The sequence below is a fragment of the Lactobacillus hamsteri DSM 5661 = JCM 6256 genome (genome assembly GCF_000615445.1).
GTDB classification, from domain to species: Bacteria; Bacillota; Bacilli; order Lactobacillales; family Lactobacillaceae; genus Lactobacillus; species Lactobacillus hamsteri.
In genome coordinates this window covers 13421-28804 of sequence record NZ_BALY01000006.1, presented here as the reverse complement: position 1 = coordinate 28804, position 15384 = coordinate 13421, and the positions used below count along the sequence as shown (strand labels likewise).

Genomic DNA, 15384 nt, shown 5'->3' with positions numbered 1-15384 from the left:
GCTTTTGATTGAAACAGCATATGCTTCTAGTATTGGTAGAATACGAAAAAGTAATCAAGATTTTGTAAGAGTTTTTAAAAATAAGAGTGATATTACTTTAGCCATTGTTTGTGATGGCATGGGTGGTCATCAAGGTGGTGACGTAGCTTCAACTATGGCTGTTAGTCACTTGGGACATAATTTTAAGACAACAGATTTTACAGATGCAAAAATTGCACAAAAATGGTTAAACGTCCAATTAAGTTCTGAAAATGAAACTATTTTAAAAACAGCAGATCGTTTTCAAGATTTGAACGGCATGGGTACGACAATTGTACTTGCTTTTGCCTTTAAAGATGCTGTACTTGTTGCTCATTTAGGTGATTCTCGTGCTTATAGCTATGCTGATGGTGAATTTGTCCAATTAACCGAAGATCATTCATTAGTTAATGAACTTGTGAAAATGGGTCAAATTACTAAAGAACAAGCTAAGCACCATCCTCAAAAGAATATCATTACGCAGGCATTAGGTGTTTCAAGTACGATAGATCCAGAATATAAAACTATTGCGCTTCATGATAATAATATGATTTTGCTCTGTACAGATGGTTTAACAAACTCGTTAAGTGATCCACAGATTCAGCAAATTTTGGCAACTAGAGATTTATCTTTGAAGGAACGTTGCAACAAATTGATCAATGAAGCTAATCGATTGGGCGGTGGTGATAATATTACCGTTTGCTTAGTTTGGAACAAGGAGGATGAAGCAAATGATCGATAAAGGTTATTTGCTCGGCGAACGTTACCGGATACTTGATACTTTGGGCGAAGGTGGGATGGCTAATGTTTATTTAGCTGAGGACATTATTCTCCAACGTAAAGTAGCGGTAAAAGTTTTACGCTTAGACTTGCAAAAAGATCCTCAAATTGAAGCTCGTTTTCAACGTGAAGCATTAGCGACTAGTGAGTTAAGTCATCCAAATATTATTTCTGTTCTTGATGTTGGTAACGATCAAGGTTTACCATACATGGTCATGGAATATGTGAATGGTCCAGACTTAAAAGATTATATTCGCGACAATTCTCCGCTTGATTTGCATGAAGTAATTAGAATTATGAATCAAATTTTAAGTGCTGTTGCTTTGGCTCATAAGCATAATGTGATTCATAGAGATTTAAAGCCTCAAAATATTTTGATGGATAAACGCGGGAATGTTAAAATTGCTGATTTTGGGATTGCCGTTGCTTTAAATCAAAGCTCTATTACTCAAACTAATTCTGTTATGGGTTCAGTTCATTATATGTCTCCTGAACAAACACGTGGCGGGTTGGTTACTAAACAATCAGATATTTATTCATTAGGAATTATTCTTTATGAATTGATTACAGGCAAAGTGCCTTTTAACGGGGATACTCCTGTTGCTATTGCACTTAAACATGCTCAAGAACCAATTCCTTCAATTAGAAAAAAGGATCCGGATGTACCGCAAGCTCTTGAAAATGTTGTGTTAAAAGCTACAGCTAAAGATCCTCGTGATCGTTATGCCTCTGCGCAAGAAATGAAGGCTGATCTTGATACAAGCTTGGATTTTAGCAGAAAAGATGAACCGCCTTTTGTTCCTAATCACGGTGTAAATAATGATGAAACAATTATTTTGCCAGGATTTAAACCTAAAGAAAGTGATTCTGAGGAAAAAGACGAAAAGAAGGATTTAGACTCAGAGGAAAATAATACTAAGAAAAATAAGGCATCAGAAAAGCCAAGTTTTTGGCAAACTGTGAAGAACCATAAATGGTGGTTTGTTTTTATTGGTATTGCTGCTTTTTTAATAGTATTTATTATGATTTTCGCTTTAAGTGGCAAAAATAATAATGAAAATAAAATTCGTGTCCCTGATGTTACTAATTTATCTGAAGGAACAGCTAAGGATAAACTCGAAAAGGCAGGACTGGAAATTGGTGAAGTTATTCGAAAGCATTCCGATAGTATTGATGCCGGAAAAGTAATTGAAACTAAGCCTTCTCCTGGAGATTCAGTTAAAAAAGGTCGTTCCGTTGACATAATTATTTCTAGTGGTGCCGGAATGACTAAAGTTCCTGATGTTGTTAGAGAAAATTATGAACTTGCTGCAGATAAATTAGAAAATTTGGGCTTTGATGTAATTCGTGAAAATCAGTATTCGATGGAAATTCCGGAAGGACAGGTAATTTCTCAAAGCATTGCTGCTGGAGTTGAAGTGAAACCTAAACAAACAACAATTACTTTAGTTGTTTCTCAAGGTAAACCACCGCGTCCTAAGAAGAGTCTGATTACTTTGAAAGATTTGAAGAATTATTCTTTGAAGAGTGCGCAAGATTATGCAAAAGAACATGGCCTAACTTTACAAATTAATCAGGAATATTCTGAAGACGTTGAAAAGGGCATGGTTATTTCTATGCAACCTAAAGTTGGAACACGCGTTGAACGTGGCTCAACAGTAACGATTGTAGTATCTAAGGGCCCTAAGGAAGAACAAAAGGTAACTAATATTACTAAGACTTTTACGGTTGATTATGTTGCACCAACTAAAGATGAAAATGATGATTCGGACAATAAAAAGATGGACGAAAAATCATCTGGTGAAGGTAATCACGTTCAAATTTATATCAAAGATGATGATCATTCTTTAGGCAATATTTATCGTGATTTGTATATTAAGCATGATATGAGTTTTTCAATTCCATTCTCACTTAAAGAAGGCGATGGACAATTACGTGTTGTCCGCGATGGACAAACAATTCTTAATGAAAAGGTGACTAAATGACAAGACAAGCTGAAGGTACAGTAGTTGGTTTGATCGCTGGTTTTTATGACGTTCAAACAAACGAAGGCGTTATAAGAACAAGAGCACGAGGAGTTTTTAGACAAAAAAAGCAAAAACCAACTGTAGGTGATCATGTCGAAATTCAAATTGATGATCAAGGTACTAGTTATTTAGTTAAAATTTTGCCTCGCCTTAATAGAATTGGACGTCCAGCTGTTGCTAATGTAAGTCATGTTTTGTTAGTGATTTCAGCGGTTCAGCCTGATTTTTCAGTTCAATTGCTAGATCGCTTTTTAACATTTTTTTCTTGGCAAAAAGTGGCAGTAACTATCTATCTTTCCAAGAGTGATTTATTAGAAAATAGTTCTAAATTGGCTCAAATTAAGCAAGATTTGTCATATTATGAAAAAATTGGCTATCCTGTTTTTTATGATGCAAAAGAATTAGTTGAGAAAGTTCCAAGCATGATTAAGGAAAATCAAATTTGGACTTTAGCTGGTCAGTCTGGTGCTGGGAAGTCGACTTTATTGAATCAAATAAAAACAGATGCTAACCAAGCAACAGGCAAGATTTCAATGGTTTTGAATCGTGGTAAGCACACAACTAGACAAGTACAATTGTTTAAAGTTGGAGAGGGCTTTTTGGCAGATACACCAGGTTTTTCTTCAATTGACTTAACTCCAATTAAGATTAACGAACTTTGCAATTACTTTATTGAATTTAGACGGGCTAGTAGCAATTGTAAATTTAGGGGCTGTCAGCATCTAAAAGAACCTGGTTGTGAAGTGAAAAAAGAGCTTGCAGATCAAAAAATTATTCAGAGTCGTTATGATGATTATTTAGCTATGAGAACTGAAATTACTGAAGGAAGAATCCCTGAATATTTAAAATAAGGAGGTAAAAGTATGTTAATAGCACCTTCAATTTTGAATGCTGATAATTTGAGTTTAGGAGAAAAAATAAAGAAAGCTACTGATGCAGGAATTACTAGATTTCATATTGATATTATGGATGGACATTTTGTTCCCAATCTTTCTTTCGGTCCTGAATTAGTTAGTGATTTTAAACGTGAATTTCCAATGATTGATGCGGAAATTCATTTGATGAGTGATAATCCTAAGCTTTTAGTTCCAGCTTTTGTAAAGGCTGGGGCAGATTTAGTTGAATTGCATTACGAGGCTATGGATGAAGGAAAACTCAATTATTGGCTTGATTATTTAAATTCAAATTCAGTTAAAGCAGTTCTTGTTTTGAATCCTGATACGCCGATATCTGTTCTTGAAAAATTTGCACCAAAAATTAATCAGGTTTTATTAATGACAGTTTATCCTGGATTTGGTGGACAAAAATTTTTGCAAGAATCGGTATCGAGAATTAAAGAAGCAAGACAATTACTCGATCAGATTAATCCTAAAATTCCAATTGAAGTTGATGGCGGAATTGATGGTGAAACTGCCAAAATTGCGAAAGATGCTGGTGCAGAAATATTTGTAGCCGGCTCATATATTTTTAGAAATGGCAGTATTTCTGAGCAAATTAACAAATTAAATGAAATAATCAAATGAAAGCATATGCACTTTTAGGCGGGCCACGACAATTATGGCCCAAAAATATAAAAGAAATTTTAACTGCTGCTCAAAAAAACGGTGATTTAATTATTGGCGTTGATCGCGGCAGTTTTTTGCTAGAAGAATTAAATATTATTCCAGATTTGGCAATTGGAGATTTTGATTCTTTAAAACCATCGGAATTGGCTAAAATTGAAGTTACGGTTAAAGATATTCGTTATTCTAATCCAATTAAAGATTTAACTGATTCAGAACTAATGATTCAAACGGCCTTTAAGGATTACCATGTTGCTGATTTAACTTTGCTAGGAGCAACTGGGGGCAGAATTGATCATTTTTTGGTTAACTTATTTATGATTTTAAATCCGGATATCCGCAAGTTTGCCGATCAAATTACTTTAATTGATTGCCAAAATAAAATTAAATTTTTTGGTGCAGGAGAATATAAAGTTCAAAAAGAAGAGGGCTATCCATATTTTGGAGTTGCAAGCTTAGAAGAAGTAAAAAATTTAAATATTTTAGGCTCTCGATATCTTCTTGAAAAATTTTCTAGCCTGTATCCGCGTATTTTTTCTTCTAATGAGTTTTTACCAAATACGCATAGTTTTGACTTGAAACTTGATTCAGGCCTTGTGGCCGTGATTTTTTCGAAAGATATTGATCGTTTTTACAACATTTAACAAAAATATGTGTAAAATATTAATAAGAAAGTATGAGGATGCAAATATGAAATATATAGATTTTGAAAAACAAGTTGCAGCATTTGAAAATGATCGTTATGAAGCTCGCTTGGATCGTGCTAAGAGAAATGTAGAAGATTATATGCATAAGAACAGAGTTCACGTTTTTGATAAAAAGAAGAAAAAAGAAGTAGCTGCTGTTCATGGTAGTGCAAGAAGCGTGGTATTCCAAGATTTAGGCTTGCCAACAAAATTAGGCGAAATGATTAATGCGTATGCCTATACTCCAATTCAAGAAAGAATGGCAGACGAAATTTCAGATAGTGATGAAAAGCATAATATTGAAAAGTAATTAAATAAATAAAAAGCTCTAAGAATGATACATTCCCTGTCAAGTAGACAGTAGGATGTATCAGAATCTTCTTAGAGCTTTTTTGAATATAAATTTTAAGCAAAAAAATAACCTCACTGAATAAAAATTCGGTGGGGCCTTTTTGGTCAAATTAGGCACGAGTTACTTTACCAGACTTCAAAGTCTTAGTTGATACCCAAACGCGCTTTGGCTTACCATCAACAAGAATGCGAACTCTTTGAAGGTTTGGCTTCCATGCACGACGAGCTGATCTCTTTGAGTGTGAACGCTTGTTACCAAAAGTAGTCTTCTTACCTGTTACAAAATCTTTTGCCATTTGCTAAACCTCCTTTAGTTGTGTTGTCATACTTAATTAAGATAGCATATGTTGGCTCGTAATTCAACCTGAAAAGTATTTTTTAATAAATTGGTTTTAATAAGCGTTTAGTGTTTTACTATGATAAAATAATACGTATATTGAGAACAATAAAGACGGAGGAGAAACATGGCTGTTAAAATCAAAACAAAAGATGGTTTGATCGATATTTCAAACGGAGTAATTGCAACTGTTGTTGGTAGTGCAGCTACGTCTAATTACGGCGTTGTAGGTATGGCATCAAAGAATGCTATCCGTGATGGCTTTGACGGTATTCTTAATCGGGCCAATTATAAGCGCGGTGTTGTTGTCAAGTCAGAAGATAATGAAATTACGGTTGATGTTTATATTATCGTTGGTTACGGTTTGAAGATTTCAGAAGTAAGCCGCAATGTACAAGATAGCGTTAAATATAATTTGAAGAATCAACTTGGTATTGATACTAAGGCCGTTAATGTTATCATTCAAAGCGTTAAGGTACTTGACGACTAACGCAAGCGGAGGTTATTAGATTTGGTTTTAAAAGAAGTAGATAGTAAGCAATTTAGAGATATGGTTCGCGTTGCGACTCATAGAATGGGCAAAAACGCAGAATTTGTTAATTCATTAAATGTTTTCCCAGTTCCTGATGGTGATACTGGTACTAACATGAATTTAACAATTGAAAGTGGAGCTAAGGCCGTTTCAGAAAATCCAAGCACAAGCGTAGGTGATTTAACTGAAAGTTTAGCTAAAGGAATGCTTATGGGTGCTCGTGGTAATAGTGGTGTTATTACTTCACAATTATTTAGAGGCTTTTATAAAGCAACTCAAGGCATGAAGACCCTTAATGCTCAAGAATTAGCTAATGCGTTTACTAATGGTGTAGCAACAGCTTACAAGGCTGTTATGAAACCTGTTGAAGGTACTATTTTAACTGTAGCTCGCGTAGCTGCACAAGAAGGTGCCGACAAGGCAAATGATACTGATGATGTCGAAGAAGTAATGAAAGCTGTTGTTGAAGGAGCTAAGAAGGCTCTTAAGACTACCCCTGATTTGCTTCCAGTATTAAAGCAAGTTGGCGTTGTCGACTCAGGTGGTCAAGGCTTGCTATTTATTTATGAAGGCTTCTTAGAAGGTATTCTTGGTGAAAACTTTGCTGATCAATATCAACCTGATGAAGGCGAAATGGATGAAATGATCAACGCAATGCACCATCAATCTGTTCAAGGTCAATTAGCAACTCAAGATATTACTAATGGTTACTGTACTGAAATTATGGTTGACCTAAATGCCGATGTTCCAGACAAGAAGCCATTTGATCTTGAAGAATTCAGAAAGCACTTGTCCGAAATTGGTGATTCACTTCTCGCTGTTTCTGATGGCGAAGTTGCTAAGGTTCACGTTCATACTGAACACCCAGGTGAAGTCTTCAAATATGGTAGCCAATTTGGTCAATTGGGCAAGATCAAGATCGATAACATGCGTATCCAACATGAAACCATTGTTAATGATGAAGAAGAAAAGCAAGAAGCAGTTGACTTTGCTGTTATTGCGGTTGCTTCAGGTAACGGAATTAGAAAGCTCTTCGAAAGCGAAGGCGTAAACCGTATCATCTCAGGTGGTCAAACTATGAACCCATCTACTGCTGATATTGTTGATGCAATTAAGAAGTCAGGAGCTAAGAAGGCAATTATTTTGCCAAACAACGGTAATATCGTTATGGCTGCTAAACAAGCTGCTGAAGTTAGTGATATTCCTGTGGGCATTGTTCCAACTAAGACTATTTCTCAAGGTTTAACTGCAATGCTTTCATTCGATCCAGATGCTTCAGTTGAAGATAATGTTGAAGCAATGACTGAAGATCTTGATACAGTTGTTTCTGGTGAAGTTACCCAAGCTAACCGTGATACTACAATCGATGATGTAGAAATTCATAAGAATGACTACTTAGGTATTGTAGACGGTAGCATCAAGGTTGATAATGTTGATCTTGTTAAGACTACTGTTGAAATGGTTGAAAAGATGCTTGATGAAGATTCAGAAATTGTGACTATTATGTATGGTCGTGATGCCAACAAGACTTTGGCTGATCAAGTAGTTGAACAATTGGAAGATAATCATGATGACCTTGAATTTGAAATTCATGATGGTGGCCAACCTGTTTACCATTTCTTAGTTTCAGTTGAATAAAAATGAATAATAATGCATTATTTGCTCCGGTCACTGATTTAAAAGGTGTAGGGACGAAGACTGCAGCTGATCTTGGAAGCCTAGGAATTTACAGTATTTACGATTTATTATTCTATTTTCCATTTCGGTATGATGAATTACAGACTTTGCCTCTTGATCAAATCATGGATGGTCAGAAGGTAATGTTAAAAGGAATTGTAGCTACTGAACCTTTTGTAAGCCGTTTTGGCTATAAAAAGAGTCGCTTAAGCTTTAAATTGAGAATTGACCATGATGTAATCATGGTCAATTTTTTTAATCAGCCTTGGCTTAAAAATCAAATTGAAATTGGTAAAGAAGTAGCAGTCTATGGCAAGTATAATGTTGCTAGACAAAGTTTATCTGCTTTTAAATTTGTGGCTGCAAAAGAAAATGATAGTGGGATGTCGCCAATTTATCCTGCTAATAAAAATGTTCACCAAAAGAAATTAATCAAGTTAATTAATTTAGCAATTGATTCATTTTTAGATCAAGTGACAGATATTGTTCCAGAAGAAATTAGGCAAAAATATCGTTTGTTGTCTGATCAAGAAATAATTGTTAAAATGCATCATCCTAAAAATGACAATGAAGCAAAATTGGCTAAAAGAAGTGCAATTTTTAGAGAATTCTTTATCTTTGAAATGCAGTTGGCTTTGCTTTCTGAACAAGAAAATAAAAATGTTCAGGGTAAGGAAAAGCACTATGATTTAAAAGAAATTGCTAAGTTAACAAAATCTTTGCCATTTGAATTATCTGACGATCAAAAACACGTAGTGAATGAAATTTTTGCTGATATTCATTCTGGCCGTCAAATGCGCCGTCTTCTTCAGGGAGATGTTGGTTCTGGTAAAACTATAGTAGCTGTATATGCAATTTTTGCGGCAATTACGGCAGGCTATCAAGCGGCCTTAATGGTACCAACTGAAATTTTAGCCACGCAACATTTTAAGAAGATTGATGATCTATTGCGCCCTTTAGGTGTACGTGTTGCTCTTTTGACAGGAAATACTAAAACTCTTGAAAGAAGAGAAATATATCGTGAGCTTACTGATGGAACGATAAATGTAGTCATTGGTACGCATGCCTTAATTCAAAAAAATGTCATTTTTAAAAATTTAGGTTTAGTAATTATTGATGAACAGCACCGTTTTGGGGTTGGTCAGCGTCAAGCATTAATTAATAAAGGTAATCGACCTGATATTTTAGCAATGACAGCGACTCCGATTCCGAGAACGCTGGCTTTAACAGTGTATGGTGACATGACTATTTCGGAAATTCATCATTTACCTTCAGGACGTAAGCCAATTATTTCGGCTTGGAAAACTAGTAGTCAAATGGATGAAGTGTATAAAAAAATGCATGACCAATTGGCACAAGGCTTCCAAATTTATGCAGTTACGCCTTTGATTACTGAATCTGAAACAATGGATTTAAAAAATGCAGAAGAATTGCATGAGAAGTTAGCACACGATTTTCCAAATCAAAAAGTTGTTTTGCTTCATGGGCAAATGCCAGGCACTAAAAAAGATCAAATTATGGATGAGTTTGCGGCCGGTGATATTGATATTTTAGTAACTACTAGCGTAATTGAAGTTGGGGTAGACGTGGCTAATGCAAATATGATGATTATTTATAATGCTGATAGATTTGGTCTAAGCCAGCTTCACCAACTCCGTGGACGTATTGGTCGTGGTCAGACGCAAAGTTATTGCGTATTTATCGCAGATCCAAAAACCGATTCTGGTAAAGCAAGAATGAAAATTATTGCTGGTACTACAAATGGCTTTAAGCTTGCTGAAGAAGACCTAAAGATGCGTGGTGAAGGTGATTTGTTTGGCAAAGCTCAATCTGGTTTGCCTGAATTTAGAGTCGGCAATGTAGTTAATGACTATAATACTTTGGTCGTTGCTCAAAAAGTTGCTAAGGCTATAGTACAAAAAGATCCGGAATTGAGTTCTACAAAAAATATTTCATTAAAACAAGTGTTAGAATATAAAAAGTTAGAACAAAATAGAGTTTAGAAAGAGTTGCGTATTTTATGAAAAGAATTGCAATTGATGCGATGGGCGGCGAAAATGCTCCTAAAGCGATTATTGATGGTATTTTAAGAGTTAAGGCTGAACTTCCTAACACTAAATTTATTTTGTTTGGTGACAAGGAAGAGATTCGCAAATATTTGCCAGCTGATCAAATCACTGATCAATTTGAAGTAGTGCCAACTACAGAAATTATTAACGATGAAGATGAACCTGTAAAAGCTATTCGAAGTAAAAAAGATTCTTCAATGGTAGTAGCAGCCAATTACGTTAAGCAAGGCAAGGCTGATGCTTTGTTCTCATTAGGAAATACAGGCGCTCTTTTAGCATGTGGTATTTTCATTATTGGACGTATTAAAGGAATTAGCCGTCCAGGTTTGATGCCAACCTTACCTGCACAAAATAATGATAATGGTTTTAATATCATTGATGTTGGTGCAAATGCCAAAAGTAAGCCGGAATATATTTTGCAATGGGCTCAAATGGCAACTTTTTATGCAGAAAAGATTAGAAATATCGAAAATCCTCGCGTAGCTCTTTTAAATAATGGTGCTGAAAGCGATAAAGGTGATGAAGTACATCAAGCTGCGTATAAATTGCTTGCAGACAGCGATTTGAACTTTATTGGTAATATTGAAGGTAATGAAATCATGACTGGTAAAGCCGATGTCGTAGCTACAGATGGCTTTTCAGGAAATATTGCTTTAAAGAGTGTTGAAGGTATGTCTAGCGTTTTGCTTCATTCATTAAAAGACAGCTTGCTTAATAATGGTCTCATGACCAAACTTGGTGCTTTAATGATTAAAAATGCTATTGGTGATTTACGTTCAAAATATGATACCGCTAAACATGGTGGTGCTGTTTTGCTTGGCGTAAATTCACCTGTTGTTAAGACCCATGGTCGTTCAAATGAAAGACCTGTTTATTACACTTTAAAGCAAATTGATAAAATGCTAGATGAAAATTTGGTTGATGAATTCAAAAAAGAATTTTCTAACAAATAATTCATAATTAAAATGTTTTTGAAAAGAGGAAAAATTATGTCAGAAGAAGAAATTTTTAACAAGATTAAAAGCTTGATTGCAGATAACTTTGAAATTGATGAAAATAAAATTACTAAGGATACTAGTTTTACCGATGATTTAGATGCAGATTCTATTGATTTGGTAGAATTTATCTTGCAATTGGAAGATGAATTCGGTGCCGAAATTCCAGATGATGATGCTGAAAAAATCAAGACTGTTGGCGATGCTGTCGCATACATCAAAGATCATCAATAAAATATTTTTTTAAAAAAAGCCGTTCTCAATTTGCAAGAGAGCGGCTTTGTGTTTATAATTAGAAAATAAATTAAAGAAAATTAAGCACCTTTTAATAAAAGGTGTATTGAGATGGAGGAATGACCTTTGGAGAAGCAGAGCGATCTATTATTAGATATACAGCACTTGCACACAGCTTACCGCTTGCAAGGCAAGTTCTATGATGCTGCAGATGATGTTAATCTAACTTTAAAACGCGATGAGATTTTGGCCATTGTTGGTGAATCTGGTTGTGGTAAGAGTACGATTGCATCAAGTATTATTGGCTTGTATGATCATAAAAACACCAAAGTAACTGGGGACATTCTTTATAATGAATTAAACCTAGTTGGTTTGAATGAATCTTTATTCAATAAGATTCGTGGAAATAAGATTGGAATGATCTTTCAGGACCCATTAGCAAGTTTGAACCCATTAATGCGTGTTGGTGATCAGGTTGCAGAAACTCTCTACTATCATACAGATATGGACGAAAAAGCTCGTCGTGCACGAGTTATTGATTTATTTACGCAAGTAGGTATGCCAAACCCAACAGAAATGTACGAAATGTACCCACACGAATTATCTGGTGGTTTGCGTCAGCGTGTCGTAATTGCTATGGCAATTGCATGTGATCCTGAAGTTATTATTGCTGATGAACCAACAACTGCTTTGGATGTAACTATTCAAGCGCAAATTTTGGACTTGCTTGAAAAAATTCAACAAAAATCTCACTCAGGTATTATTTTGATCACTCACGATTTAGGTGTTGTTGCAGAAACTGCTGATCAAGTTGCAGTTATGTACGCTGGTCAAATTGTTGAAAAATCTGATGTTAAGACAATTTTTGAACATCCGCTTCATCCATATACTCGTTCACTTTTGAACTCAATGCCACAAAGTGACGATGAAAACGAAGATTTACATGTTATTCATGGTACAGTTCCTTCATTGAAGAATATGCCACGTACAGGTGACCGTTTTGCAGCAAGAATTCCTTGGATTCCAGCTAGCGCTCATGAAGCAGAACCTAAGGTTCATGAAGTTGAACCTGGTCACTGGGTAAGATGTACTTGCTGGAAGACATTCCACTTTGAAGATGACAAAGATGTTAAGAAACAAGAAGTCAAGGCAGCAAGTGGGGAGTAAGCTTATATGTCAAAAGAAATTATTCAAATTAAAGATTTAAAAGTCCACTACCCAATTCGTTCAGGGTTTTGGAACAGAATTACTGATTATGTTCGTGCTGTAGATGGTGTTAACTTTTCAATTAATGAAGGTGAAACCTACGGATTAATTGGTGAATCTGGTTCAGGTAAATCAACAACCGGTAAAGCAATTGTTGGTGTAGAAAAAGTAACAAGTGGCCAAATTATTTATAAGGGCATGGATGTTACTAAAGCTTCTAATAGAAAGAAGTTAAACTACAATAAAGATGTTCAAATGATCTTCCAGGATTCAATGTCAAGTTTGAACCCAAGAAAGAGAATTGAAGATATTATTGCTGAACCAATCCGTAACTTTGAAAATTTAACTACTGATCAAGAACGTGATCGTGTTCAAGAGTTGCTTGATATCGTAGGGATGCCAAGCGATGCGATTTATAAGTATCCTCACGAATTCTCTGGTGGTCAGCGTCAAAGAATCGGTGTTGCCCGTGCGGTAGCTACAAATCCTAAGTTGATCGTTGCCGACGAACCAACTTCTGCTTTGGACTTGTCAGTTCAAGCTCAGGTTTTGAATTTCATGAAGCATATTCAACAACAATATAATATTGCTTACTTATTTATTTCTCACGATTTAGGTGTTGTTAAGCATATGTCAGAAAACTTGGCAATTATGCACCGTGGCCGTTTGGTAGAACTTGGTAGTCGTGAAGAAATTTATAAGCACCCAATTCATATTTATACTAAGCGTCTTCTTTCAGCTATTCCTCAAGTGGATGTTGAACATCGTGAAGAGCACAAAGAGCACCGTGAAGCTGTTGAACGTGAATTTGAAGAAAACCAAAGCAAATGGTACGACAAAAATGGTCGTGTCTTCCCATTGCAAAAGATTGCTGATAAGCACTGGGTAGCACTTCCAGAAGATGAAGTCGCAGAAGCTAAACTCGAAGAACAAGAAGAAAAGGAGAGTGATTAAGCATGTGGAAAACCGTTTTACGTCGTTTGTTAATCATGATCCCGCAATTGATTATCTTGAGTTTATTGGTCTTCCTCTTAGCTAAGATGATGCCGGGTGACCCATTTAGTGGTTCTATTAACCCTAACACTGACCCTAAACAACTTTATGCCTTAAAGAAGGCAGCTGGTTTATTTGATCCTTGGTATGTTCAATATGGTAGATGGGTAAGTAATTTATTCCATGGAGATTTAGGTACAAGTTATATTCAACACGTAGCTGTTTCTTCATTGATTGCCGATCGTGCTGTTAACACTTTCTGGCTTTCACTTTTAACTACTATTTTGACTTACGCAATTGCAATTCCTTTGGGAATTACTGCTGGTCGTCACCAAGATGAATGGCAAGATACTTCAGTTAAAATCTTTAACTACATTACTCTTGCTATTCCAGGGTTCGTATTCTATATCTTAGGTTTGTGGTTATTCGGATTTACTTTAGGTTGGTTCCCAATTTCAGGATCAGTTTCAGGTAACGCTACCGGATTCTGGGGCGTTTTAGGAAGCCGCTTCTACCACATGATTTTGCCAGCAATTCTTTACGCTTTGATTACTACTACAGGTACTGTTCAATACTTAAGAACAGGTATTGTAGATAACAAGGTTGAAGATTATGTAAGAACTGCTCGTAGTAAGGGTGTTCCAGAAAACGTTGTTTTCCATAAGCATATTTTAAGAAACTCTCTTCTTCCAATCGCTGCATTCTTAGGTAACACAATTACCGGTTTGCTTAGTGGTTCAATGATGATTGAAACTGTCTTCAGTTATCCTGGTATGGGTAAGTTGTTCCTTGATTCAATCGGACAACGTGACTATACTACTTTGACAGCCTTGATTCTTATCTTTGGTATCTTAACTTTAATTGGTAACTTGTTATCAGATATCATTATGAGTATCATCGACCCACGTATTAGAATTCAATAGGGAGGAGAGAAAAAATGGCTGATAAAAAAGAAAATACAAAGAAGAATACTGTTAAGAATGACAAGCCTAAGGCCTCTCTTCCACCATCTGGTTTTAAGATTGTTATGCGTGAAATCCTCAAGGATAAGGCTGCTGTATCTGCATTAGTAATTATTATTTTAATTTTGCTTTTCACTTTCGGTGGTTCATTATTCTTGAACAAGGCACAAGTTACAGAAATTAACATTGCCGATGCTTACTATGGCTGGGGTGAAGCTGGTCACTTGCTAGGTACTGACGATGGTGGTCGTGATATTCTTAAGTTATTGATCATGGGTGGTAGAAACTCCATCATGATTGGTATCTCTGTTACCTTAATCATCGAAATTGTTGGTTTGATTGTTGGTTTAGTAGCTGGTTACTACGGTGGCGTAATTGACTCAATTATCATGAGAGTAGTTGACTTCGTACAAATTTTGCCACAAATGCCAATTATCATTGTTTTGACACAAGTTTTGCCAAACTACAATGCTGTAACTTTGGTATGGTTGATTTCAATGTTTGGTTGGACAACCACGGCGCGTTACTATAGATCATTCGTCTTATCACAACGTGAACGTGATTATGTTTTGGCATCAAAGACTTCAGGATCAAATGATTTCCAAATTATGTTCCGTGAAGTTTTGCCTAACATTACTTCAATGATTATTATCGATGTCATTTTGTCAATTGCCGGAAACATTGGTATTGAAACTTCACTTTCATTCTTAGGTTATGGTTTACCAACAACAACTCCATCTCTTGGTACTTTAATCGGATTTGCCAATGACCCAGTAAACGTTATTAACCGTCCATGGTTATGGCTCCCAGCTACGCTTTTACTTTTGATTATTTCATTGAGTATTAGTTATGTTGGTCGTGCTTTGCAACGTGCGGGTGACGCAAGACAACGTGAGAACTAAAATATTAGTTTAATAAAATATTAAAAAGCCTTTATCGTTGAGATAAAGGCTTT

Annotated in this window: 16 protein-coding genes; 15 read left to right on the top strand and 1 reads right to left on the bottom strand. The window is 35.6% G+C overall.

Features of this window, described 5'->3' with window-relative positions; all coding sequences use genetic code 11:
- Positions 1–4 precede the first annotated feature (4 nt).
- From JCM6256_RS02670 to JCM6256_RS02645, 6 genes are read left to right on the top strand one after another with little or no spacing between them, the layout of a single operon-like run.
- Entirely contained in the window at positions 5–760 is a 756-nt protein-coding gene (locus JCM6256_RS02670; protein WP_025080283.1) for a Stp1/IreP family PP2C-type Ser/Thr phosphatase, read from the top strand.
- The gene (gene pknB, locus JCM6256_RS02665) at positions 750–2783 is read left to right on the top strand and encodes a Stk1 family PASTA domain-containing Ser/Thr kinase (RefSeq protein ID WP_025080282.1); all 2034 of its coding nucleotides are present in this window, start codon (positions 750–752) and stop codon (positions 2781–2783) included. Before JCM6256_RS02670 ends, pknB begins: the two co-directional genes overlap by 11 nt.
- Positions 2780–3676 carry a ribosome small subunit-dependent GTPase A gene (gene rsgA, locus JCM6256_RS02660; RefSeq protein WP_025080281.1) on the top strand — a complete coding sequence of 299 codons (897 nt, stop codon included), beginning with the start codon at positions 2780–2782 and terminating at the stop codon, positions 3674–3676. Before pknB ends, rsgA begins: the two co-directional genes overlap by 4 nt.
- 12 nt (positions 3677–3688) lie before the next feature.
- A complete protein-coding gene (gene rpe / locus JCM6256_RS02655; RefSeq protein ID WP_025080280.1) occupies positions 3689–4348 on the top strand; it encodes a ribulose-phosphate 3-epimerase in 660 nt (219 codons plus the stop codon).
- Positions 4345–5031, top strand: coding sequence for a thiamine diphosphokinase (locus tag JCM6256_RS02650; protein ID WP_025080279.1), 687 nt, complete (start codon positions 4345–4347; stop codon positions 5029–5031). Before rpe ends, JCM6256_RS02650 begins: the two co-directional genes overlap by 4 nt.
- Positions 5032–5077: 46 nt before the next feature.
- A complete protein-coding gene (locus JCM6256_RS02645) occupies positions 5078–5383 on the top strand; it encodes a hypothetical protein (protein ID WP_025080278.1) in 306 nt (101 codons plus the stop codon).
- A gap of 151 nt (positions 5384–5534) precedes the next feature.
- Here the strand turns inward: JCM6256_RS02645 and rpmB are convergent, their stop codons facing one another.
- Positions 5535–5720, bottom strand: coding sequence for a 50S ribosomal protein L28 (gene rpmB / locus JCM6256_RS02640; protein WP_006351512.1), 186 nt, complete (start codon positions 5718–5720; stop codon positions 5535–5537).
- Between the two features lie 168 nt (positions 5721–5888).
- On the opposite strand from rpmB, the gene JCM6256_RS02635 reads away from it, so the two are divergent.
- The 9 genes from JCM6256_RS02635 to JCM6256_RS02595 all read left to right on the top strand — a co-directional run bounded on the left by JCM6256_RS02635 (position 5889) and on the right by JCM6256_RS02595 (position 15331).
- Positions 5889–6251 (top strand): Asp23/Gls24 family envelope stress response protein, encoded by a 363-nt coding sequence (locus tag JCM6256_RS02635; RefSeq protein WP_025080277.1) that lies wholly within the window; start codon positions 5889–5891, stop codon positions 6249–6251.
- Between the two features lie 21 nt (positions 6252–6272).
- Positions 6273–7931, top strand: coding sequence for a DAK2 domain-containing protein (locus JCM6256_RS02630; RefSeq protein WP_025080276.1), 1659 nt, complete (start codon positions 6273–6275; stop codon positions 7929–7931).
- Positions 7932–7933: 2 nt separating this feature from the next.
- A complete protein-coding gene (gene recG, locus JCM6256_RS02625; protein WP_025080275.1) occupies positions 7934–9973 on the top strand; it encodes an ATP-dependent DNA helicase RecG in 2040 nt (679 codons plus the stop codon).
- 17 nt (positions 9974–9990) lie between these two features.
- Entirely contained in the window at positions 9991–10992 is a 1002-nt protein-coding gene (gene plsX, locus JCM6256_RS02620; RefSeq protein ID WP_025080274.1) for a phosphate acyltransferase PlsX, read from the top strand.
- Between the two features lie 36 nt (positions 10993–11028).
- Positions 11029–11268: an acyl carrier protein gene (gene acpP / locus JCM6256_RS02615; protein WP_025080273.1), complete on the top strand. Its 240-nt coding sequence runs from the start codon at positions 11029–11031 to the stop codon at positions 11266–11268.
- A gap of 126 nt (positions 11269–11394) precedes the next feature.
- A complete protein-coding gene (locus JCM6256_RS02610; protein ID WP_025080272.1) occupies positions 11395–12435 on the top strand; it encodes an ABC transporter ATP-binding protein in 1041 nt (346 codons plus the stop codon).
- 6 nt (positions 12436–12441) lie between these two features.
- On the top strand, positions 12442–13428 hold the full coding sequence (locus JCM6256_RS02605) for an ATP-binding cassette domain-containing protein (protein ID WP_025080271.1): 987 nt from the start codon (positions 12442–12444) through the stop codon (positions 13426–13428).
- Between the two features lie 2 nt (positions 13429–13430).
- Positions 13431–14390, top strand: a complete 960-nt coding sequence (gene opp4B / locus JCM6256_RS02600) for an oligopeptide ABC transporter permease (protein WP_025080270.1) — start codon at positions 13431–13433, stop codon at positions 14388–14390.
- A gap of 14 nt (positions 14391–14404) precedes the next feature.
- The gene (locus JCM6256_RS02595) at positions 14405–15331 is read left to right on the top strand and encodes an ABC transporter permease (RefSeq protein WP_025080269.1); all 927 of its coding nucleotides are present in this window, start codon (positions 14405–14407) and stop codon (positions 15329–15331) included.
- Positions 15332–15384 lie beyond the last annotated feature (53 nt).

Bases quoted from the DNA above. Each gene is read 5' to 3' on its own strand.
- pknB (WP_025080282.1), top strand. From the start codon at position 750: ATGATCGATAAAGGTTATTTGCTCGGCGAACGTTACCGGATACTTGAT.
- rsgA (WP_025080281.1), top strand. From the start codon at position 2,780: ATGACAAGACAAGCTGAAGGTACAGTAGTTGGTTTGATCGCTGGTTTT.
- rpe (WP_025080280.1), top strand. From the start codon at position 3,689: ATGTTAATAGCACCTTCAATTTTGAATGCTGATAATTTGAGTTTAGGA.
- JCM6256_RS02650 (WP_025080279.1), top strand. From the start codon at position 4,345: ATGAAAGCATATGCACTTTTAGGCGGGCCACGACAATTATGGCCCAAA.
- JCM6256_RS02645 (WP_025080278.1), top strand. From the start codon at position 5,078: ATGAAATATATAGATTTTGAAAAACAAGTTGCAGCATTTGAAAATGAT.
- rpmB (WP_006351512.1), bottom strand. From the start codon at position 5,720: ATGGCAAAAGATTTTGTAACAGGTAAGAAGACTACTTTTGGTAACAAG.
- JCM6256_RS02635 (WP_025080277.1), top strand. From the start codon at position 5,889: ATGGCTGTTAAAATCAAAACAAAAGATGGTTTGATCGATATTTCAAAC.
- recG (WP_025080275.1), top strand. From the start codon at position 7,934: ATGAATAATAATGCATTATTTGCTCCGGTCACTGATTTAAAAGGTGTA.
- plsX (WP_025080274.1), top strand. From the start codon at position 9,991: ATGAAAAGAATTGCAATTGATGCGATGGGCGGCGAAAATGCTCCTAAA.
- acpP (WP_025080273.1), top strand. From the start codon at position 11,029: ATGTCAGAAGAAGAAATTTTTAACAAGATTAAAAGCTTGATTGCAGAT.
- JCM6256_RS02605 (WP_025080271.1), top strand. From the start codon at position 12,442: ATGTCAAAAGAAATTATTCAAATTAAAGATTTAAAAGTCCACTACCCA.
- opp4B (WP_025080270.1), top strand. From the start codon at position 13,431: ATGTGGAAAACCGTTTTACGTCGTTTGTTAATCATGATCCCGCAATTG.
- JCM6256_RS02595 (WP_025080269.1), top strand. From the start codon at position 14,405: ATGGCTGATAAAAAAGAAAATACAAAGAAGAATACTGTTAAGAATGAC.